18 protein-coding genes are annotated in these 19,229 nt (G+C 72.9%); 12 read left to right on the forward strand and 6 right to left on the reverse strand.

The window, feature by feature from the left end; all coding sequences use genetic code 11:
* Positions 1–46: 46 nt before the first annotated feature.
* Positions 47–1,783, reverse strand: coding sequence for an L-aspartate oxidase (locus ROT00_RS00565; protein WP_404771528.1), 1,737 nt, complete (start codon positions 1,781–1,783; stop codon positions 47–49).
* 71 nt (positions 1,784–1,854) lie between these two features.
* Here ROT00_RS00565 and ROT00_RS00570 point away from each other — a divergent pair, with 71 nt between their 5' ends.
* Positions 1,855–2,790 (forward strand): LysR family transcriptional regulator, encoded by a 936-nt coding sequence (locus ROT00_RS00570; RefSeq protein WP_404771530.1) that lies wholly within the window; start codon positions 1,855–1,857, stop codon positions 2,788–2,790.
* A 224-nt stretch (positions 2,791–3,014) separates the two neighbouring features.
* Here ROT00_RS00570 and ROT00_RS00575 read toward each other — a convergent pair whose 3' ends face one another.
* Positions 3,015–3,554 carry a hypothetical protein gene (locus tag ROT00_RS00575; RefSeq protein ID WP_404771532.1) on the reverse strand — a complete coding sequence of 180 codons (540 nt, stop codon included), beginning with the start codon at positions 3,552–3,554 and terminating at the stop codon, positions 3,015–3,017.
* 205 nt (positions 3,555–3,759) lie between these two features.
* Between ROT00_RS00575 and ROT00_RS00580 the strand changes: the two genes are divergently transcribed.
* Positions 3,760–5,160, forward strand: coding sequence for an APC family permease (locus tag ROT00_RS00580; RefSeq protein WP_404771533.1), 1,401 nt, complete (start codon positions 3,760–3,762; stop codon positions 5,158–5,160).
* Here ROT00_RS00580 and ROT00_RS00585 read toward each other — a convergent pair.
* Positions 5,147–5,512 (reverse strand): putative antibiotic biosynthesis monooxygenase, encoded by a 366-nt coding sequence (locus ROT00_RS00585; RefSeq protein ID WP_404771535.1) that lies wholly within the window; start codon positions 5,510–5,512, stop codon positions 5,147–5,149. The two genes, ROT00_RS00580 and ROT00_RS00585, sit on opposite strands and share 14 nt — an antisense overlap.
* Positions 5,513–5,615: 103 nt before the next feature.
* Here ROT00_RS00585 and ROT00_RS00590 point away from each other — a divergent pair, with 103 nt between their 5' ends.
* The gene (locus ROT00_RS00590; protein WP_404771536.1) at positions 5,616–6,197 is read left to right on the forward strand and encodes a TetR/AcrR family transcriptional regulator; all 582 of its coding nucleotides are present in this window, start codon (positions 5,616–5,618) and stop codon (positions 6,195–6,197) included.
* Here the strand turns inward: ROT00_RS00590 and helR are convergent.
* Both helR and ROT00_RS00600 read right to left on the reverse strand, forming a co-directional pair.
* Positions 6,187–8,433, reverse strand: a complete 2,247-nt coding sequence (gene helR / locus ROT00_RS00595; protein ID WP_404771538.1) for an RNA polymerase recycling motor ATPase HelR — start codon at positions 8,431–8,433, stop codon at positions 6,187–6,189. The two genes, ROT00_RS00590 and helR, sit on opposite strands and share 11 nt — an antisense overlap.
* A 100-nt stretch (positions 8,434–8,533) precedes the next feature.
* A complete protein-coding gene (locus ROT00_RS00600; RefSeq protein ID WP_404771540.1) occupies positions 8,534–9,004 on the reverse strand; it encodes an FCD domain-containing protein in 471 nt (156 codons plus the stop codon).
* A 455-nt stretch (positions 9,005–9,459) separates the two neighbouring features.
* Between ROT00_RS00600 and ROT00_RS00605 the strand changes: the two genes are divergently transcribed.
* From ROT00_RS00605 to ROT00_RS00625, 5 genes are all read left to right on the forward strand, one after another.
* Positions 9,460–10,128: a GntR family transcriptional regulator gene (locus ROT00_RS00605; RefSeq protein WP_404771541.1), complete on the forward strand. Its 669-nt coding sequence runs from the start codon at positions 9,460–9,462 to the stop codon at positions 10,126–10,128.
* On the forward strand, positions 10,128–10,766 hold the full coding sequence (locus tag ROT00_RS00610) for a GntR family transcriptional regulator (protein ID WP_404771542.1): 639 nt from the start codon (positions 10,128–10,130) through the stop codon (positions 10,764–10,766). Before ROT00_RS00605 ends, ROT00_RS00610 begins: the two co-directional genes overlap by 1 nt.
* A gap of 522 nt (positions 10,767–11,288) precedes the next feature.
* Complete coding sequence (locus ROT00_RS00615; protein ID WP_404771544.1) at positions 11,289–11,594, forward strand: MarR family transcriptional regulator; 306 nt, start codon at positions 11,289–11,291, stop codon at positions 11,592–11,594.
* A gap of 124 nt (positions 11,595–11,718) precedes the next feature.
* A complete protein-coding gene (locus ROT00_RS00620; protein ID WP_404771545.1) occupies positions 11,719–12,216 on the forward strand; it encodes a ClbS/DfsB family four-helix bundle protein in 498 nt (165 codons plus the stop codon).
* The gene (locus tag ROT00_RS00625) at positions 12,213–13,028 is read left to right on the forward strand and encodes a carbon-nitrogen hydrolase family protein (protein WP_404771547.1); all 816 of its coding nucleotides are present in this window, start codon (positions 12,213–12,215) and stop codon (positions 13,026–13,028) included. The genes ROT00_RS00620 and ROT00_RS00625 overlap by 4 nt, the downstream gene beginning before the upstream one ends.
* A 34-nt stretch (positions 13,029–13,062) precedes the next feature.
* Here the strand turns inward: ROT00_RS00625 and ROT00_RS00630 are convergent, their stop codons facing one another.
* Positions 13,063–14,280 carry an aminotransferase class I/II-fold pyridoxal phosphate-dependent enzyme gene (locus ROT00_RS00630; protein WP_404771549.1) on the reverse strand — a complete coding sequence of 406 codons (1,218 nt, stop codon included), beginning with the start codon at positions 14,278–14,280 and terminating at the stop codon, positions 13,063–13,065.
* 167 nt (positions 14,281–14,447) lie between these two features.
* On the opposite strand from ROT00_RS00630, the gene ROT00_RS00635 reads away from it, so the two are divergent.
* The 4 genes from ROT00_RS00635 to ROT00_RS00650 all read left to right on the forward strand — a co-directional run bounded on the left by ROT00_RS00635 (position 14,448) and on the right by ROT00_RS00650 (position 19,142).
* On the forward strand, positions 14,448–16,265 hold the full coding sequence (locus tag ROT00_RS00635) for a trypsin-like peptidase domain-containing protein (protein WP_404771550.1): 1,818 nt from the start codon (positions 14,448–14,450) through the stop codon (positions 16,263–16,265).
* A 155-nt stretch (positions 16,266–16,420) separates the two neighbouring features.
* A complete protein-coding gene (locus tag ROT00_RS00640) occupies positions 16,421–17,419 on the forward strand; it encodes a glycosyltransferase family 2 protein (RefSeq protein ID WP_404772136.1) in 999 nt (332 codons plus the stop codon).
* Between the two features lie 3 nt (positions 17,420–17,422).
* Positions 17,423–18,250, forward strand: a complete 828-nt coding sequence (locus ROT00_RS00645; protein WP_404771552.1) for a CDP-alcohol phosphatidyltransferase family protein — start codon at positions 17,423–17,425, stop codon at positions 18,248–18,250.
* Positions 18,237–19,142, forward strand: a complete 906-nt coding sequence (locus ROT00_RS00650) for a glycosyltransferase family 2 protein (RefSeq protein ID WP_404771553.1) — start codon at positions 18,237–18,239, stop codon at positions 19,140–19,142. The genes ROT00_RS00645 and ROT00_RS00650 overlap by 14 nt, the downstream gene beginning before the upstream one ends.
* Positions 19,143–19,229: the final 87 nt, after the last annotated feature.

Raw genomic sequence — 19,229 nt, forward strand, 5'->3', positions numbered from 1 at the left:
AGGAACGACGAAGCGGCCCCCGGTCAGGGAGCCGCTCCGGTCGTCGCTACTCGACGAGCTTGCCGGCGAGGGAGATCTCGCCGCCCATCAGTTCCGCGATCTCCTCCGGGATCTCCGGGATGGCCTCGCGCACGACCCCGGCGGACGGCGACCAGACGAGGTTCACCTGCAGGGCGGGATCGAGCTCCGGGTAGTCGCTGCGGTTGTGGCAGCCGCGGGTCTCACGGCGCTCGAGCGCCGCCTCCAGGGTCGCCCGCGCCGCGAGGGCCGCCGACTTCAGGTCGAAGGCGTGCGCCAGGTCCTGGAAGCCCGCGATGTCCGGGTGCACTCCGACCTCGGCGATGCGCGCCTCGATCGCGTCGAGCTCGGCGAGTCCGGCGCGGAGGCCCGCCTCGGAGCGCACGACGCCCGCGTGCTCGGTCATGGTGTCGCGGATGGCTCGCTGCAGCGCGCGCACGTTCTCGTGGCCGTCGGCGGCGAGCAGCCCCGCGATCTCGCCCCGGGCGGTCTCGATCGCCGCCGCCGAGCGGGACTGCGCCGCGAGGCCCGCGGAGTAGGCCGCGGCCGCCTGCCCGACGATGCGCCCGAACACGAGCAGCTCGATGAGCGAGTTGCCGCCGAGCCGGTTCGCGCCGTGCAGCCCGCTCGCGGCCTCGCCGATCGCGTAGAGGCCCGGGACATCCGTCGAGTGGTCCTCCGAGCGCACCCAGACGCCGCCCATCGAGTAGTGCGCGGTCGGGGCGATCTCGATCGGCTCCTTCGTGATGTCGAGCATCTGCAGCTCGAGCATCGTCTGGTAGACGCGCGGCAGGCGCGTCATGATCGTCTCCCGCGGCAGGTGCGAGACGTCGAGCCAGACGCCGCCGTTCGGTGTGCCGCGCCCCTCGGCGATCTCCGTGTAGCAGGCGAGCGCGACCCGGTCGCGGGTCGACAGCTCGGCGCGCTCCGGGTCGTACTTCGGCATGAAGCGCTCGCCGAGGCCGTTGCGCAGGATGCCGCCCTCGCCGCGTGCGGCCTCGGAGACGAGGGTGCCCGCGGCGCTCTCGGGCTCGAGGATGCCGGAGGGGTGGAACTGCACGAGCTCGGGGTCGCGGATGCGGCCGCCGGCCTCGACGGCGAGGCGGAACGAGTCGCCCGTGTTCTCGTCGCGGCGCGAGGAGGTGCGCCGCCAGATGCGGTTGTGCCCGCCCGCGGCGAGGATCACGGCGTCGGCGTGGATCAGGTACCTGGTGCCCGTCTCGAGGTCGAAGCCGTAGGCGCCGAAGACGGCGCCGTCGTCGTTCACCAGGATGCGGGTGACGTAGACGGTGTCGAGGACGGGGATCTCCAGCTGCACCGCCCGATTGATGAGCGTGCGCTGGATCTCGAGGCCGGTGTAGTCGCCCGCGAAGGCGGTGCGGCGATAGGTGTGCGCGCCGAAGAACCGCTGGGAGATCCGCCCATCGTCCTCGCGGGCGAACGGCATGCCGTACCGCTCGAGGTCGTCGATGCCGCGGGCGGCGTTCTTCGTGACGATCTCGACGGTGCGCGGGTCGGCGAGCAGGTAGCTCTCCTTCAGCGTGTCCGCGGCGTGCTGCTGCCAGCTGTCCTCGGCGTCCATGGTCGCGAGCGCGGCGTTGATGCCGCCGGCGGCGAGGGAGGTGTGGGCGTCGGCCTTGGGGCGCTTGCCGAGGGCGAGCACGTCGACGCCCGCTTCGGCGAGCTCGATGGCCGCGCGGAGGCCGGAGCCGCCGGTGCCGATGACGAGCACGCTGGTGGAGATCTGCCGTTCTGGGGTCTGCATGCGCACGAGGCTAGGTCGAACGCCGCGATTCCTCCAATGCATTTATCTACTCGCAACGATGCACGTAGGCTATGGATATGAACCTCGAGCAGCTCCGCGGCTTCGTCGCGATCGCGCGCCTCGGCAACTTCACCCGGGCCGCGGCCGAGCTCCACCTCGCGCAGCCCTCGCTGAGCCGCCAGATCGCCGCCCTGGAGCAGGACCTCGGGGCCGAGCTCTTCCACCGCGCCCGCGCGGGGGCGACGCTCACGGTGGCCGGCGAGTCCCTGCTCCCGCTCGCCCGACGGATGCTCGCCGACGCCGAGTCCGTGCGCCGGGAGCTCGCCGAGCTCGCCGGGCTCGAACGCGGCCGCGTCCGTCTCGGCGCGACGCCGACACTCTGCATCAGCCTCGTCGCGGAGGTGCTGCACGCCTTCCACGCCGCGCACCCGGCGATCGAGCTGCACCTCTCGGAGCAGGGCTCGCGCCGGCTGCTCGAGGAGCTCGCCGCGGGAGAGCTCGACCTCGCGCTCATCACGACCTCCGACCCGACGGCCGCTGACCGATTCACCGTCGCGCCGCTCCTCGACGAGGAGCTCGTCGTCGTCTCCTCCGCGGCAGCGCCGCCGGTCGTCGCCGGCGACAAGATCTCGCTTCGCGAGCTCGCCGCCCTCCCGCAGATCGTCTTCAGCTCGAGCTACGACCTGCGGAGCGCGACGGACGCGGCCTTCGAGGCGGCCGGTCTCGCGCCCGAGGTGGTGCTCGAAGGCGCCGAGATGGATGCCGTGCTGCGGTTCGCCGAACGCGGGCTCGGCGTCGCGATCGTGCCCGCCATGGTGCTCATCGATCGACCGGGGCTCCGCTCGGCCCGGCTCCGCGACGAGGCGCTGACCCGCACGATCAGCCTCGCCCGCCCCGCGGACGTGGCGCCGACGATCGCGGTCGGGGTCATGCAGCGCACGATCGCCGCGACGGCGACGGCGTTCGCCGCGCGGGCCGGCGAGACGATGCGGCTGGCCGAGGGCTGAGCCGGCCGGGCGCCCGAGTCCTGTGTCGATCCGAACGGCTTCCTGAGCCGAGCTTGAGCTGATCCTGAGGTGCGTCCGTCAGGCTGAACATGTGCTCGCAGGGGCCACCGGAACCACCGCAGTCCACCGCTTCTTGACCCGAACTCGAGGCGTCGGACCGCGAGCGGGGTGGCCCCTGAGCGCAGCACCACGATCGACGGCGCCGCACCCGGCGGCCCCGCGGATCACTCGACGCGGCTCCAGCCGCCGCATCCCGCCGAGCTGAACTCCTGGCCGGCCTCGACGACCACCCAGACGTCGTCGCCGTCGCCGAGGCCCTGGTCGAGGATCTCGCGCGCTCCGGACTCCTCCGCGTCGGCCGCGGCGATCGACCACGAGCAGGACTCGTCCGTCGCGGCTGCGTGATAGGTGCCCGGGAGCATCGAGGTGCCGCCCGTGTATGTGCGGCCGTCCTCGAGGAAGGTCGCCGGAAGCGCCGCCTCGGCCTCGGCGACCGCCAGTTCGCGGGCGTCGAGCTCCGCGGTCCGTGCGACGAGCTCGGCCTCGCGCCCGCGGAGGCCCGTGTCCGCGTCCTCGTAGTCCGCGAGCTGCTGGACCAGCCGGTCCGCGCGGTCCCGGTCGAGCTGCAGCTGCGACTCGAGCTCGGCCGTGTTCGCCTCGCTCGTCGCCCAGAGCGTGATCGTCGCGGCGATCGCGGCCGTCGCGAGCATCGACGCACCGATCAGGGGGAGGAGCAACCGGTTCGCAGGCAGATGGAACTCCATCGTCCGCTCCTCGGGTCGGTTGCAGGGACTCGTAGCAGTATGGCGTACCGCCTTCGAGGCATCCCCCCCAGTTCGGGGGACGCGGGGCCGGATGGCCCTCATCGGAGTGCGCGTCCGCCGCCCGCATCTATGGCATGCTTGTCCGGCGCCGAACACCGCTGGTTCTCGCCTCCTGGTGCCGCGCACGGCTCATGAAGGAGAGAGCATGGCTTCAACGTCGGTGAGCGCCCCCGCCAAGGGCGCCAGCCTCAAGCGCAACCTGGGACTGTGGGCCATCGTCGGCCTCGGCCTCGGTTACATGACCCCGACCGTGGTGTTCGACACCTTCGGCATGGTCGCGCGCGACACGGACAACGTCGTCCCCGCCGCGTACCTGGTGGCCCTCGTCGTGATGATGTTCACCGCGGTGAGCTACGGCAAGATGGCCGGCGCGATCCCGAGCGCGGGATCCGCGTACACCTACGCGCGCGAGTCGATCCACCCGAACGTCGGATTCATGGTCGGCTGGACCTCGCTCATCGACTACGTGCTGTTGCCGATGGTGAACTGCCTCATCATCCGCAGCTACCTCGAGGCCCTGTTCCCGGAGATCCCGGGCTGGATCTGGGTGGTGCTCTACTGCGCCCTCGTCACGACGGTCATCTACCTGACGATGCGCGGCACCTCGAACATCAACATGCTGCTGCTCGTGTTCTCGATCGTCGTCATGGCGGTCTTCGTGGTCATGGTCTTCGCGCAGCTCATGCGCGGCGAGGGCCAGGGCACCGTCGCTTCGCTGCAGCCGTTCCTGCACGACGGGGTGACGCTCGGCGCCGTGCTCATGGGCGCGACGATCGTCTGCTTCTCGTTCATCGGCTTCGACGCCGTCACCATGTACGCGGAGGAGGCGAAGACGCCGAAGATCATGCCGAAGGCGATCCTCCTGACGGTCGTCATCGGCGGCGCGATCTTCCTCGTCGCCGCGTACTTCACGCAGCTCCGCTTCCCCTCGTCCGACGCATTCCCCGTCGAGGCGATCGAGGACAGCACGCTCCCCGAGATCGGCCTGCAGGTCGGCGGGCCCGTCTTCCAGGCGATCCTCACCTCGGCGGGCTTCGCCGCGACGCTCGCCTCCGGTCTCGCCTCGCACGCCTCCGTGTCGCGCATGCTCCTCGTGATGGGGCGCAACAACGTGCTCCCGAAGCGCTTCTTCGGCTACATCAACCCGAAGACGCACACGCCGACCTTCAACATCGTGCTCGTCGGCGCGATCAGCCTGCTGGCCGCCGCGTTCACCCTCGAGCTGATCGCCGCGTTCATCAACTTCGGCGCCCTCATCGCGTTCACCTTCGTGAACGTGTCGGTGATCGCCTGGTTCGCGATCCGCAAGGGCCGCCGGCGCACGCCGAAGGACATCTTCACCTTCATCGTGCTGCCGGGCATCGGCATGGTGCTGACAGGCATCCTCTGGGCGAACCTCCACGTCGACGCGCTCATCGGCGGTGCGGCGTGGGCCGTCATCGGCTTCGTCTACCTGCTCGTGCTGACCCGGGGCTTCCGGCGGAAGGTCGCGGCCTTCGACGAGGCGCAGCCGGTGACCGGGTTCAACAAGGTCATCGACGAGTAGCGGCGGCGCGGCGGCGCAGGCGGCCGTAGCCGGCGAGCAGGCGCGGCACGACGAGGTACACCGCGAGCGGGACGACGATCACCGTGAGCAGGAGTGCGCGCAGCACGGGGTGCCAGTCGGCCCAGACGGGCGCGAGGGCGAGCATCCCGATCGCGACGAGCGGGAAGATCGCGAGCCAGGTGATGATCGCCCGGAGGTGGATCGAGGGCGGCGCGCTCGGCTGCGCGGCCGCGGGCTCCGCGTCGGGCCGGCCGGTGGTCGCGTGGGGCTGGGCGGTGGTCGCGTCGGGCTGTGCGGTGTTCGCGTCGGGCTGCGCGGCGTTCGTCGCAGCGCTGGGGGTCTCGGTCGACATCTCATCTCCAACTGTCTGGTTGCTTCCAACTGAAGAGTTGCAACTGTAGAGCGCCCGTGCGAATTCCACAACTGAAAAGTTGGAGAGTTGCTAGGCTGGCAACATGGCCTGGGACACCGAGGGCACGAAGCGGCGCCTGCTCGAGGCGGCGACGGTCGAGTTCGCGCAGCACGGCTTCGCCGGCGGGCGCATCGATCGCATCGCCGCCGCCGCGGGGGTCAACAAAGAACGCATCTACCAGTACTTCGGCAAGAAGGGCGAGCTCTTCGACGCCGTCCTCGTGAGCGAGCTGCGGCGGGTCATGGACGAGGTGCCGCTGCACGGCGAAGGGCCCGCGGCGGTCGCCGACTACGCGGGCCGCCTCTTCGACCACCACGTCTCCGACCCCACCGTGCCCCGCCTCGTGACCTGGGAGGGCCTCGAGCGCGGCCGCGACACGGTCGCCCGCGCCGATCGGCTCGAGCACCACACCGCGAAGGTCGAGGCGATGAGGCGGATGCTCCCGGGCATCGATCGGGCGGCGGCGGCCGAGCTGCTGCTCACGATCGTCACCCTCTGCGACTCCTGGCCCGTGCTGCCGCAGGTCGACGAGTTCCTGAGCGGCCGGATCGACGGCCGCCGCGCCGAGCGGCGGGCGGCCATCGTCCGCACGGTGGAGCTGCTCGCCCGCTCGCTCAGCGCGTAGGCGGGCCGTCGAGCACCACGAGCCGGCGGGTGGCGCGCGTCATCGACACGTAGCGGTCGACGGCGCCCTCGATACCCGCCCCGAATCCAGCGGGGTCGAGCAGCACGACGAGGTCGAACTCGAGGCCCTTCGCGAGCTCGGGGGTGAGGCGCCGGACGCGCGGCCGGCCGTCGAGCACGGCCGCGATCGTGGCGATCTCCCGCTCCGTCGCGGACGCGGAGTGGATGACGCAGACGCTCGACTCCGGGTGCTCGGCCGTCCAGGCATCGAGGATCGGCGCGAGCTCCGCCAGCGGACGGCGCTCCACCGGGTGCCCGCCGGAGCGGATGCTCGTCGGCACGTTCGCGTCGGGGATCGCCGCGCGGATGACGGGGGCCGCCTCGGCCATGATCTCGGCCGGGGTCCGGTAGTTCACCGTGAGCCCCGCGAGCTCGACGCGGGCGAAGCCGACGCGGTGCAGGCGCTCGGCCCAGGACTCGAGGAAGCCGTGCCGGGCCTGGGCGCGATCGCCGACGATCGTGAAGCTCCGCGCGGGACCGCGCGCGAGGAGCATGCGCCACTCGGCATCCGTGAGCTCCTGCGCCTCGTCGACGACCACGTGGGCGAACGGGCCGTCGAGCAGTGCGGCACGCTCGGGGCCGGGCAGCTCGCCGACCAGGGAGTGCTGCACGTCCTCCCCGCGGAGCATCGTGACGAGGCCTTCGCCGTCGTCGTCGGCCGCGATGAGCTGATCCACTACGAGGTCCATCTGCTCTCGGTCGGACTCCGCCTCGGCCCGTGCCCGGCGGATCCGAGCCGGCGCCTCGGGGTCGCCGATGCGGCGGCGGGCGGCGTCGAGGAACGGCACGTCCGCGGTCGTCCACGCTCGGGCGTCCTCGCGCCGCAGCGCCTCCGCCTCGGCGGCCTCCAACCATGGTGCGGCGCGGCGGAGGTAGGCCGGCGACGTCCAGAGGTCCGCGACGAGGCCCGCCGGGTCGAGGAGCGGCCACGCCCGGTCGAAGGTGCGCCGCAGCGCCTCGTCGGCTTCGAGCTCGCGTCGCACGAGCCGCGCGGGTGCGCCGGGCGGCTGCTGATCGGCGAGGATCTCGAGCGCAGCGTCCCAGACGAGTGCCCGCGCCTCGTTGTGCGGGGTGCCCGGTTCCGGAGCGGCGAACGCCTCCGCCCACTCGACCGGGCCGATGAGCGCCTCGCCCCACTGCGTGTCGACGACGAGCGCGACGTCCGGCGGCACCTCGTAGGCGTCGACCGCGGCGCCCACGGCGTCGACGAGCCGTGCCTCGGACTTCAGCCGGGCGGCATCGCTCGAGGACTCGACCCCGAGATGCGCCCCCTCCGGAACGAAGTCGGCGGTCACCGCCATGGCGACCTCCTGCTCCCCGAGACTCGGCAGGACGTCGGCGACGTAGTCGAGGTACGGATGGGAGGGGCCCACGACGAGCACGCCGCCGCGGTGGGCCGCGACGCGCGGGTCGGCGTAGAGGAGGTAGGCCGCACGGTGCAGGGCGACGACCGTCTTGCCGGTGCCCGGGCCGCCGTCGACGACGAGGGCGCCGCCGGATTCCGCCCGGATGATCGCGTCCTGGTCCGCCTGGATCGTGCCGAGCACGTCGCGCATGCGGGCGGACCGATCGGTGCTGAGACTCGCGATGAACGCGGACTGGTCGTCCGGCGCGAGCTCGCGGCCGTCCTCGTCCGGGGCGAGCACCTCGTCCCAGTAGTCGACGATGCGGCCGCGCGTCCAGCGGTAGCGGCGCCGGCTCCTGAGCCCCATCGGGTGCGCCTGCGTCGCCGCGAAGAACGGCTCGGCGGCCGGTGTGCGCCAATCGACGAGCAGGCGCTCCCCGTCGTCGTCCGCGAGCCCGATGCGGCCGATGTAGAGCGGATCCTCGCGCCCCTCGACGACGATCCGTCCGAGGCACGCGTCGAGTCCGAAGCGGCGGAGCGTGCGCAGGCGCGCTTCGAGGCGGTGCACCTCGAGGTCCCGGTCGAGGGCGGCCTGGCCGTGCCTGGCCTCGGCGCGGAGCACTTCGGCGAGCCGGCTCGTGGCCGAGTCGATGGCGGATGCGAGCGCTGCGCCGATCGCGGCGAAGTGCCGCTCGTCCTCGGCGACGAGCGACGCGCCCGCCTTCTCGGCGAGATGGGTGGGCAGGTGGAACGGGCTCGTGGACAGCGGTCCTCCAGGGATGCGGTGCGGGTGGGTCCGCCAGTATGCGCCAGGGGAGGGGCCTTGCCGCAAGCCCCGGGTCGGGCGGTATCCTGGAAGTGCGGACGGGGCGAGTCATCCGAGTCCGCTCGCCGTGATCGCTCGATCGGACGACGCGCGAGGTCGCCGCAGCTCAGTCGTTCGAACGGCCCGAGACGCCGAGCATCGGCAGCCGGCGCAGCACCGCTGCGCGTCGGAGGCGGCGCTCCTCCTCGTGCATCTCGCGGACCGCGACCTCGGCCGTGTCCGGGTCGGCCGCGCGCACCGCAGCGGCGATCCGCTGGTACGCCGCCGCCCGGTGCGCCAGCGGCTGCATCGGCGAGGGCTCGGCGAGCAGCTCGAGGGACTCGAGCAGGAACGGGGTGCGTGCCGCGTCGGCGAGACAGCGCCGGAAGCACGCCTCGGCGTCCGCCGGATCGAGGTCGCCCTCCGGGGACCGTGCGGCATCCGCTCCGCTCGCCCCGAACGAGCGGGCGGCGTCGCTCAGCGCCTCGGCCTGCGACGGCGAGCGGCGGGCTGCGGCCCGGCGGACGGCGAGGACCTCGAACGCCAGCCGCGCCTCGGCGCGGTCGTGGGCCGGACTCGCCTCGGCGTTGGCTCGCATCGGTGGTCGCTCCCTCTGTGCCGGTGCAGGCTCCTCGCGTGCGATGACGCTGCGCGGCGATGCTCGTGTTGCGGGCCGACGACGCCTCGATTCGCCGACGGTCCGGTGCTGCGCGGTGCGGGATTCCACCGCTCGTTCAGGCGTGAGAGGGTCCGGCCCGTTTCCCCCAGGTTCCGGACCCTCTCTCCGCACCGATTCCCAGTCGTGCGGAAGCGTCGACATCAACGCGTGCGAAGATGCGGACTTCCTGAAGATAGCACATGGGATACCATTGCGTGAGCGCGTGTTTCCGCGGGTGACGCTCGGGTGCTCGGCCCGCATACTGGGGGGCCGCAGACCGGGTGATCTTGCCGCGCCCGCGCGCTTCGTTGCTGATACAGTGCTGCTATGTCGTTCAGGATGCAGTTTTCGCGTGGCAGTGCGGCCGCGCGCGTCGGCAGACTGAGCGTGGCGGCATGACCGATCCGGCGCGGACGGAAGCGGAGCGGGTCGCCGAGTCGCTGCGCGCGGAGATCATCGCTCGCACCCGGCTGCCCGGCTCCCGCCTGATCGAACGGACGATCGCGGCAGAGCTCGGCGTGAGCCGACTGCCGGTGCGCGACGCCCTCCGAGTGCTCGAGCGCGAGGGGCTCGTCGAGCGGGTCGGCCGCAGCATCGCGGTGCGACAGCTCGGACTGCGCGACCTCGGCGAGCTCGCGGAGGTCTCCGAGGCGTTCGACGTCGTCGCCGCCCGACTCGCCGCCGAGCGGCGAAGCGATGCGGAGCTCGCGCACATCCGCGGCGCGTACTCCGAGGTCGAGGCGGCGATCGCCGCCGGCGACGCGGGGGAGACCGCGCGATCGGTGCTCGCGTACCGGGGCGCCATCGCGGATGCCTCGCGCAACTCCTTCGTCGTCGAGATCGGCACGCTGCTCCGGGGGCGCGAATCCGGCGCCGTGCTCGCACCGGACGTGCTCCTCGAGCACGGACGCGAGCTCGTCCAGGCGATCGCCGCGCAGGACGCGCCGGCCGCCGAGCGACGGGTGCGCGAGCAGTACGGGGCATCGCGAGACGGCTTCCGGCGCGAGGTGCTGGCCGAACTCGAGGCGAAGGTGTCCGCGACGCGCGAGGCGGGGGTCCGCTGATGGTCGCCGAACGCACGCCGCGCGTCCCCGAGGCGAAGCGCATCCAGATCGCCCTCCGCAAGCAGATCGTCGAGGGCGAGCGCACCCCGGGGACACCGCTCGTCGAGCGGTCGATCGGCGAGGAGTTCGGCGTCAGCCGGCTCCCGGTGCGTCAGGCGATCCAGGGGCTCGTCGCCGAGCAGCTCGTCGTTCCCGGCGGCGCCCGTTCGCCCGCAACGGTCCGCGGCTTCGACGACGAGGAGCTCGACGCGCTGAGCGTCGTGCACGCGACGCTCGAGCGCCTGGTCATCCGCTGGGCGGCCATGCGCCGCACGGCCGAGCAGGTCGAGGTGCTCGGCACCTTCGTCCCCGAGGCGCCGTCCGACGGCCGGGTCGACGCAGGGGCCGTCCGGCGCGCCGTGCTCGGCTTCCGGGACTACCTCTTCGTCATGGCGGACAGCCCGGTCCTCGACGAGCTGAACCAGCTCGTCGGTGCCCGGGTCACGCAGGTCATCTCGCACGCGCTCGATCCGGCCGTGGCGGGCCACTACCTCGCGGCGCTGCACAAAGCCATCGCGATCGGCGACGCCGAGCTCGCGGAGACGATCCTCGGCGACTACATCGCCCCGGCGAAGTTCGACTCGGTCAAGCAGGGCTGACGGACTCGACGGTCCTCTCCGGCGCCGCGCGCGCACCGGCGTCTGACGTGCGCTGATCGCGCGCCCTCGCGCCCCCGGTGCCGCGCGTCCGCGGTGCCGCGTGCCCGCGGCGCCCCGCACCCGCAATGCCGCGTGCCCGCAGCGCCCCGCACCCGCAGGGCCGCACGTTCCTCTGGCCTGCGGAGGTCGACGCAGGGCTGCGCGCGAGCGCGCCGCGCCGCGATCTGGTCGGGATGCCATCACCGCCCGGAATCTTCCGTTTTGTGCACCGGATTCACGGCGCGTGTTGCATCGTGCGAGTCCGACTTGCGCATTCGGCGGACAACGGGATACCATGATCCAGTCGCGAGCGGGACACGATCGGGTTGAGGTCGAACAAGCCTGTTGTGCCGCTCGTGATGCTCCGTTTCCTCGGAGCATGCAACGCAGTTGCAGGGCTCCCGAGACCTGGATCCCCCCGGATCACCCGAGTCTCGGGAGCCCGATCCTCATGCGCCCGGCGCCATGATCGAAAGGGTGCACATGCCTGCACGACGTGAACTCGAGAGCGCGCCGACTCGCATCACCGCGATGCAGCGCGCGCTCTCCGGCGCTGCGCGCGCCAGCGTGCTCCGACACGTCGCACAGCACCCTCGGGCATCCCACACCGAGATCGTCGCGAGCACCGGAGTGAGCCGAGGATCGGCGACCACCGCGCTCCGAGACCTCGAGGAGCTCGGCTACCTCGTGGTCGACGGCCCGCGCGAGGGGCGGGTCGTGCGATACCGTGCGGTCGACGACCAGCTCTCCGCAGACCTCGCCGCGCTCGGCGACTGGCTCCTCGGCTGAACCGTCGACGGGAGGCCGGGCGTCAGGCGGAACCAGCGTCGGGCTGACCGAGCGTCGGGCTGACCGAGCGTCGGGCTGACCGAGCGTCGGCGTCGAGCCCGGGGCATCCGTCTACGATGGGGGGATGCCGACGCCGGAGACGCCGATCGCCCTGCAGGCCGCCGCGATGCGCGGATTCAGCACGCTCGAGGCGGCCGTCGACGCGATCCCCGCGGCCGAGCGCGACGCCCCCTTCACCGCGAACGGCGGGCGGGACCGCGATCTGCAGGACGTGCTCAACCACGTGCACGCCTGGCACGAGCTGCTCCTCGGCTGGCTGTCGGCGATCGAGCGGGGCGAAACGCCCGCCTATCCGGCCGAGGGCCACGGCTGGAACGAGCTCGAGGCGCTGAACACCGAGCTGCGGGACCGCACGCGCACCCGGGGCGGCGCCGAGCGCGCGTTCGCGAGGCTCCAGGGCAGTCACGCCGTGGCGCTCGCTCGCGTCGGTGCGCTCGACCGCGACGTGCTGTTCGATCCGGCGCGCTTCGACTGGCTCGGCGGCCCGCTCGCGGAACCGGTGCACGAGTGCCTCCGCGGTCACTACGAGTGGGCCGTGCAGGCGATCGGAGCCGCGCGATGACCGCCGGGGACGCGGCGCTCGGGATCGCGGTCGCCCAGTTCGCACCCGTCGCCGACGTCGCGGGGAACCTCGGCACGATCGAGCGGCTCGCGCGGACCGCGGTCCGACGCGGTGCGCGTCTGCTCGTCCTCCCGGAGTACGCGATGTACTTCACCCCGGAGCTCGGCCCGGAGATGGCGGAGGCGGCGGAACCGCTCGACGGCCCGTTCACCGCCGCGCTCGCCGCACTCGCGGGCGAGCTCCGGATCCACCTCGTGGCGGGCATGCTCGAGCGTCGCGACGGCGACCGGCGGTTCTCGAACACGCTGGTGGCCGCGGACGAGCACGGCGAGATCGTCGCGCGCTACCGCAAGCAGCACCTGTACGACGCCTTCGGCCAGCGGGAGTCCGACCACGTCGCCCCCGGCGAGCTCGACGAGCCGCAGCTGTTCGACGTCGACGGCTTCCGGGTCGGCATGCAGACCTGCTACGACCTCCGATTCCCCGAGGTCACCCGGGTGCTGGTCGACGCGGGCGCGGAGCTCGTGCTCGTCCCGGCGGAGTGGGTGCGGGGCCCGCTGAAGGAGCACCACTGGCGCACCCTCGCCACGGCGCGCGCCATCGAGAACACCGTCTATCTCGCCGCGGCCGACCAGACGCCGCCCATCGCGGTGGGGGCGAGCCTCGTGCTCGACCCGATGGGCGTCGAGCTCGCCGGACTCGGCGAGGAGGAGGGCGTCGCCGTCGCCTGGATCGACCGCGAGCGGCTCGAGCGGGTCCGCCGGGTGAACCCCGCGCTCGCACTCCGGCGCTACCGGGTCGTCCCGAGCTGAGGGTCCGCCGGTCGGGCTCCCGCGGGAGCGTGGATCAGCGCGCGCCGAGGGCGGCGAGACGCGCGGACGCCTCGCGCAGCACCTCCTCGCGCTTGCAGAACGCGAAGCGGACGAGCCGCCGAACCTCGTGCCGCCGGTCGGGCCCGACGAAGGCGGAGACGGGGATGCCGACGACGCCGGCGAGCTCCGGCAGGCGCCGGCACAGCTCGACCGCGTCGTCGTAGCCGAGCGGGCCCGCGTCGGCCACGACGAAGTATCCGGCGCGAGGTCGGGAGACCGCGAAGCCCGCGGCATCGAGCCCGTCGGCGAGCAGCTTCGCCCGGCGGGCGAGTGACGACGCGGCACCGAGGAAGTACTCGTCGGGGAGGTCGAGGCCGGTCGCGATCGCGGGCTGGAACGGGGCGCCGTTCACGTAGGTCAGATACTGCTTGACGGCGAGCACGGCGGTCACGAGCTCCGCGGGCGCGGTGAGCCAGCCGATCTTCCAGCCGGTGGTCGAGAACGTCTTCCCGCCGGAGGAGATGCTGATGGTCCGCGCCCGTGCGCCCGGGCGGGACGCGAGCGGGCGGTGCGGGCCGTCGCACCTCAGATGCTCGTAGACCTCGTCGGTGACGAGGAGCGCGTCGTGGCGCTCGGCCAGCTCGACGAGCAGGTCGGCGGTCGCCTCGTCGAGCACCGCGCCCGTCGGGTTGTGCGGATCGTTCACAAGGATGATCCGGGTGCGGTCGGTGACGGCGGCGCGCAGCTCGTCGGGGTCGGGCCGCCAGTCCGGGAAGCGCAGCGGGACGGTGCGGTGCACCCCGCCGGCTCGGGCGATCATCGCGGCGTAGGCGTCGTAGTAGGGCTCGAAGGTGACGACCTCGTCGCCGGCGTCGACGAAGGCGAGCAGGGTCGCGGCGAGCGCCTCGGTCGCGCCCGCGGTGACGAGCACCTCGCGGTCCGGGTCGAGTTCGAGACCGTACCAGTGCCGTTGGTGGCGGGCGATGGCCTCCCGGAGCACCGGCATCCCGGTGCCGGGCGGGTACTGGTTCACCCCGGAGCCGATCGCCCGGACGGCGGCGTCGAGCACCGCGGCCGGCCCGTCCTCGTCGGGGAAGCCCTGGCCGAGGTTGATGGCGCCTGTGCGCTGGGCGAGGGCGCTCATCTCGGCGAAGACGGTCGCGGCGATGCGTCCGTCGGGGCCGAGGAGTCCGGCGCCGGCGGCGGTGCGCTGCCAGGGGGCCAGACCGGATGTCGTGGGGGAGTCGCTCACGCTCACACCGTACCCGCAGCCCTCGGCGGTACGCTGGCGCAGGGCCCGGGGCGGCGAGTGAATCGCGTTCGGGGGCTTCACTGCCGGCCGATAGCCGATCCATAGACTTCGCCGATGCCACGCACAGCTTCCGCCGCGAGAGTGGGGGCAGCTTGGAAGGAGCAGACATGACCGATCACACCACCGGCCCCGTCTCGGAGGAGCCGCGGGACCACGAGGAGCGTGACGTCACGGACGCCGCCGACGCCACCGAGACGAACGCCCCCGAGCAGGCTCAGGCGGCCGCCGCCGAGTCCGCGGCGCCCGCCGCCGCGGCAGCCCCGCAGCCCACGACCCCGCTTCCCGCCGCATCGCAGCCGGCAGCGCAGGGAGACGCCCAGGCCACGGCGCCCGCCGCAGGCTGGGTCGCTCCGAACACCGCCGCACCGGCGGCGTCGCAGCCGGCCCCGCAGGCCCCGGCTCCGCAGACCCCGGCGGCGGAGACCCCGGCCGCGCAGACCGCGGCCCCGCAGAGCCCGGCCGCCCCGCAGACCCCGGCCACCGGCACCCTGTACGAGCCGGGGCGCGCCCCGCAGCCGTACCACGCGCCGCAGTACCCGCACCCCGCCGCACCGCAGCAGGCTCAGGCGATGACCCAGCCGACGCAGCCGCTGCCCGGCGCACAGCACCCGCAGCCGGGCCAGGTCCCGCCCGGGCAGGTCCCGCCGGCCTTCGGCGGCCAGCCCGCCGCACCCGCCGCACCCAAGAAGCGTCCCGCCGGACTCGGCATCGCGGCGGCCATCGTCGCCGCGGCCCTCATCGGCGGCGGCGCCGGAGCGGGCGTCACGGCGCTCACCATGGCGAACCGCACCGCCACGACCTCCGCGAGCGCCAGCCCGCAGAACGTCGTGGTGAACGACACCGACTCCGTGAACCAGGTCACCGCGGTCGCCGCGAAGGCCAGCCCGAGCGTCGTCACCATCTCGGTGTCGTCCGCGAACGGCGCCGGCACCGGCTCGGGCATCATCCTCTCCGACGACGGCTACGTGCTGACGAACACGCACGTCGTCACGCTCGACGGCGCGACCGGCGAGCCGACCATCCAGGTGAAGACCGACGACGGCCGCCTCTACACGGCGGAGCTCGTCGGCACGGACCCGCTGAGCGACCTCGCGGTCATCAAGCTGAAGGACGCCTCCGGCCTCACGCCGCTCGCGTTCGCCGACTCCAGCAAGCTGAACGTCGGCGACACGGCGATCGCGATCGGCGCGCCGCTCGGCCTCTCCGGCACCGTCACCGACGGCATCGTGAGCGCGCTCAACCGCTCGATCGAGGTCGCCTCCTCGGCGGCCCCGTCGACGCCGGACGACAGCGGCCAGGGCGACCAGCAGCAGGGCGGCCAGCAGCCGTTCGACTTCTGGAACTTCGACATCCCCGGCCAGGACGGGCAGGACGGCCAGGGCGGTCAGAGCGGGCAGCAGGCTCAGCAGGGGGGCGGCAACATCTCGATCCCGGTCATCCAGACGGATGCCGCGATCAACCCGGGCAACTCCGGCGGCGCGCTCCTCAATAGCAAGGGCGAGCTGATCGGCGTCAACGTGGCCATCCTCGGCACGGGCGACTCGTCGTCCGGGCAGTCGGGCAACATCGGCGTCGGCTTCGCGGTGCCGTCGAACCTCGCGAAGCGGGTGTCCGACGAGATCATCGAGAACGGCAAGGCGACGCACGGGCTGCTCGGGGCGACCGTGACCGCCGCGCAGAGCGACGAGAAGAGCAGCACCGTCGGCGCCCTCATCACCGACGTGACCGGCGGCGGCGCCGCGGCGAACGCGGGCCTGCAGAAGGGCGACGTCGTCACCCAGTTCAACGGCCTGCCGATCACCGACCAGACCGACCTCACCGCCCAGGTGCGGGCGCTGGCCGGCGGCTCCGACGCGGAGATCACCTATCTCCGCGACGGCGAGGCGCACACCGCGACCGTGACGCTCGGCACCTTCGAGGGCTGATCGGACGTCGTACCCAGACCCGGCGAGTGGCCGGAGCCGCTGAGGCTCCGGCCGCTCGGCGTTTGCTAGGCTCGATCGACCCAGCAGCAGAGTGAGGAATCTTGCCCGATCAGCCCGACGGCACCGCCCGGTCGACGCTCGGCGTCTCCTACGTGATGCCGGTGCTGAACGACGCCTCGCATGTGCGGGCGGCCGTGGAGTCGATCCTCGATCAGCACTACGCGGGCCCCGTGGAAGTCCTCATCGCCCTCGGCCCCTCCATCGACGGCACCGGCGCGCTCGTCGCCGATCTCGCGGCGCGTGACGCCCGGGTGCGCGTCCTGGAGAACGAGGTCGGCTCGACGCCCGCGGGCCTCAACATCGGCATCCGGGCGGCGCAGTACCCGGTCGTCGTCCGCGTCGACTCCCACTCGATGCTGCCGGCCGACTACACGAGCATCGCCGTCGAGACCCTCGAGCGCACCGGCGCCGACAACGTCGGCGGCATCATGGCGGCGCACGGCGAGACGCCCTTCGAGCGCGCGGTGGCCCGCGCCTACACGACTCCGGTCGGCCTCGGCGGTTCGGCGTTCCACGTCGGCGGCACCGCCGGCCCGGTGGAGACCGTGTACCTCGGCGTCTTCCGCCGCGACGCGCTCGAGCGGGTCGGCCTCTTCGACGAGACGATCAAACGCGGGCAGGACTGGGAGCTCAACCGCCGGCTCCGCGCCACCGGCGGCACCGTCTGGTTCACCCCGGAGCTCAGCGTGACCTACCGGCCGCGCTCGAGCCTCGAGCGGCTCGGCCGGCAGATGTTCTCGACCGGGCTCTGGCGCGGCGAGCTCGCCCGGCGGTTCCCGTCGGCGAACGGCCTCCGCTACTTCGTGCCGCCGGTGATGGTGCTCGGCGTCATCCTCGGCCTTCTCGCCGGCCTCGGCGGTCTCGTGCAGGCGCTCACCGGGCACACGCCCTGGCTCGCCCTCGGGCTCGTGGTGCCCGCGGTCTACCTGATCTTCGTCGTCGTCGCGACGCTCGTCTACGGCCGCGGCCAGGGTGCCGCGGCGTGGCTCTGGTTTCTCGTAGTCTTGCCATGCATCCATGTCGCGTGGGGGGTCGGCTTCGTGCTCGGCTATCTCTCGCTGACGCGGAACATCGCCAGCCACACGGGAAGGTAACGGATGTCGCACCCGCACTCGACGTCGTCGGAGCCGTCGAGACAGCACCCATCGAGCCTCGCCGAGCTGAAGGCGGTCACCCAGCCGCCCGAGGTGCGCGGCCGGCGGAACGCCGAGCACTGGACGGCGTCGCTGTATCTGCGGCGGCTCTCGCCCTATCTCACCTGGGTGCTGCTGAAGACGCCGATCTCGGCGAACGGCGTCACCGGGCTCATGATCCTCGTCGGCTGGTCGACGGCGGCGGCGCTGCTCATCCCCGGCGTCTGGGGCGCGCTCCTCGCGGTGATCCTCGGCCAGTTGCAGATGCTCGTCGACTGCTGCGACGGCGAGGTCGCCAGGTGGCGGCGCACCTCCTCGCCGGCCGGCGTGTTCCTCGACAAGGTCGGGCACTACACGACCGAGGCGCTCATCCCGATCGCGCTCGGCATCCGCGCCGCCGCCTACCCGCTCGAGTTCCCGGCCGACTTCCTCTGGACGACGGTCGGGGCGCTGCTCGCCCTCGTCATCGTGCTGAACAAGGCGCTGAACGACATGGTGCACGTGGCCCGGGCGAACGCGGGGCTGCCGAAGCTCGCCGACACGCACGGCGAGACGGCGCCGCGCGGCGGCCTCGTCGCGAAGCTCCGCCGCGTCGCGCGCTTCCTGCCGTTCCACCGGCTGTACCACTCGGTCGAGCTGACCCTCATCGCCTTCGCCGCCGCACTCGTCGGGCTCGTCGCCGGCCAGCCGTTCGTCGACCGCGTGGTCGTGGCGGCGCTGCTGCCGCTCGCCGTGCTCGCCGTGATCGGGCACTTCGTCGCGATCATGGCGAGCCGTCGTGTCCGGTCCTGAGCGCCCCGACGCGCGCACGCCGCGCGTCGGCGTCGTCGTCCTCACGATGGGCAAACGGCCGGAGGAGCTGCTGCGCGGAGTCCGCAGCGTCCTTGAGCAGCGCGACGTCGCCGTCGACGTGGTCGTCGTCGGCAACGGCTGGGACCCCGCCGAGGCGGAGCCGGCACTGCCGACGGAGGTGCGCACGCTCGCGCTGCCGGAGAACCTCGGCATCCCGGCGGGACGCAATCGCGGGGTGCCGGAGGTGCACGGCGAGTTCCTCTTCTTCCTCGACGACGATGCGTTCCTGCCCGATCCCGGCTTCCTCGCGAAGGGCGTCGCGCTGCTCGCGGCGGAACCGGAGATCGGGCTCGTCCAGCCGCGGGTCGTCGACCCCACCGGGCTCGTCTCGCCACGACGGTGGACGCCGCGGATCCGGAAGGGCGACCCGGCCGCCTCGAGCAACGTCTTCTCCTGCTGGGAGGGGGCGGTGCTCCTGCCTCGGGCGGTGTTCGACGCGACGGGCGGCTGGGCAGACCCGTTCTTCTACGCGCACGAGGGCATCGAGCTCGCCTGGCGGGTGTGGGACACGGGGCACCGGGCCTGGTACGCGGGCGAGCTCGAGGCGGCCCACCCGGTCATCGACCCCGCGCGCCACTCCTACTACTTCCGCTTGAACGCCCGGAACCGGGTCTGGCTCGCCCGCCGGAACCTGCCGGCCGTCCTGGTGCCGTTCTACGTCGGCTCGTGGACGCTGATCCAGCTCGTCCGCTGGGCCAGGCGGCCCGCGCAGCTCCGCGCCTGGTTCGGCGGCTGGCTCGCCGGCTGGCGGGAGGACCCGGGGGAGCGCCGGCCGATGCGGTGGCGCACGGTGTGGCGGATGACCCGGGCCGGCCGGCCGCCGATCATCTGAACGGATCCGAGGCTCCGTCTCCCGGGTAACGATCGGCTCTCGGTGCCGCCGCCGGGGGTCCCGGACCGGCATCCGCTCAGGCGCCCC

The organism is Agromyces mediolanus (genome assembly GCF_044917495.1).
Lineage (GTDB): Bacteria > Actinomycetota > Actinomycetes > Actinomycetales > Microbacteriaceae > Agromyces > Agromyces mediolanus_B.

Bases quoted from the DNA above. Each gene is read 5' to 3' on its own strand.
- ROT00_RS00600 (WP_404771540.1), bottom strand. From the start codon at position 9,004: ATGCGAGCCAACGCCGAGGCGAGTCCGGCCCACGACCGCGCCGAGGCG.
- ROT00_RS00625 (WP_404771547.1), top strand. From the start codon at position 12,213: ATGACCGCCGGGGACGCGGCGCTCGGGATCGCGGTCGCCCAGTTCGCA.
- ROT00_RS00570 (WP_404771530.1), top strand. From the start codon at position 1,855: ATGGATATGAACCTCGAGCAGCTCCGCGGCTTCGTCGCGATCGCGCGC.
- ROT00_RS00620 (WP_404771545.1), top strand. From the start codon at position 11,719: ATGCCGACGCCGGAGACGCCGATCGCCCTGCAGGCCGCCGCGATGCGC.
- ROT00_RS00610 (WP_404771542.1), top strand. From the start codon at position 10,128: ATGGTCGCCGAACGCACGCCGCGCGTCCCCGAGGCGAAGCGCATCCAG.
- ROT00_RS00640 (WP_404772136.1), top strand. From the start codon at position 16,421: ATGCCGGTGCTGAACGACGCCTCGCATGTGCGGGCGGCCGTGGAGTCG.
- ROT00_RS00565 (WP_404771528.1), bottom strand. From the start codon at position 1,783: ATGCAGACCCCAGAACGGCAGATCTCCACCAGCGTGCTCGTCATCGGC.
- ROT00_RS00575 (WP_404771532.1), bottom strand. From the start codon at position 3,554: ATGGAGTTCCATCTGCCTGCGAACCGGTTGCTCCTCCCCCTGATCGGT.
- ROT00_RS00590 (WP_404771536.1), top strand. From the start codon at position 5,616: ATGGCCTGGGACACCGAGGGCACGAAGCGGCGCCTGCTCGAGGCGGCG.
- ROT00_RS00635 (WP_404771550.1), top strand. From the start codon at position 14,448: ATGACCGATCACACCACCGGCCCCGTCTCGGAGGAGCCGCGGGACCAC.
- ROT00_RS00615 (WP_404771544.1), top strand. From the start codon at position 11,289: ATGCCTGCACGACGTGAACTCGAGAGCGCGCCGACTCGCATCACCGCG.
- ROT00_RS00605 (WP_404771541.1), top strand. From the start codon at position 9,460: ATGACCGATCCGGCGCGGACGGAAGCGGAGCGGGTCGCCGAGTCGCTG.
- ROT00_RS00645 (WP_404771552.1), top strand. From the start codon at position 17,423: ATGTCGCACCCGCACTCGACGTCGTCGGAGCCGTCGAGACAGCACCCA.
- ROT00_RS00580 (WP_404771533.1), top strand. From the start codon at position 3,760: ATGGCTTCAACGTCGGTGAGCGCCCCCGCCAAGGGCGCCAGCCTCAAG.
- ROT00_RS00585 (WP_404771535.1), bottom strand. From the start codon at position 5,512: ATGTCGACCGAGACCCCCAGCGCTGCGACGAACGCCGCGCAGCCCGAC.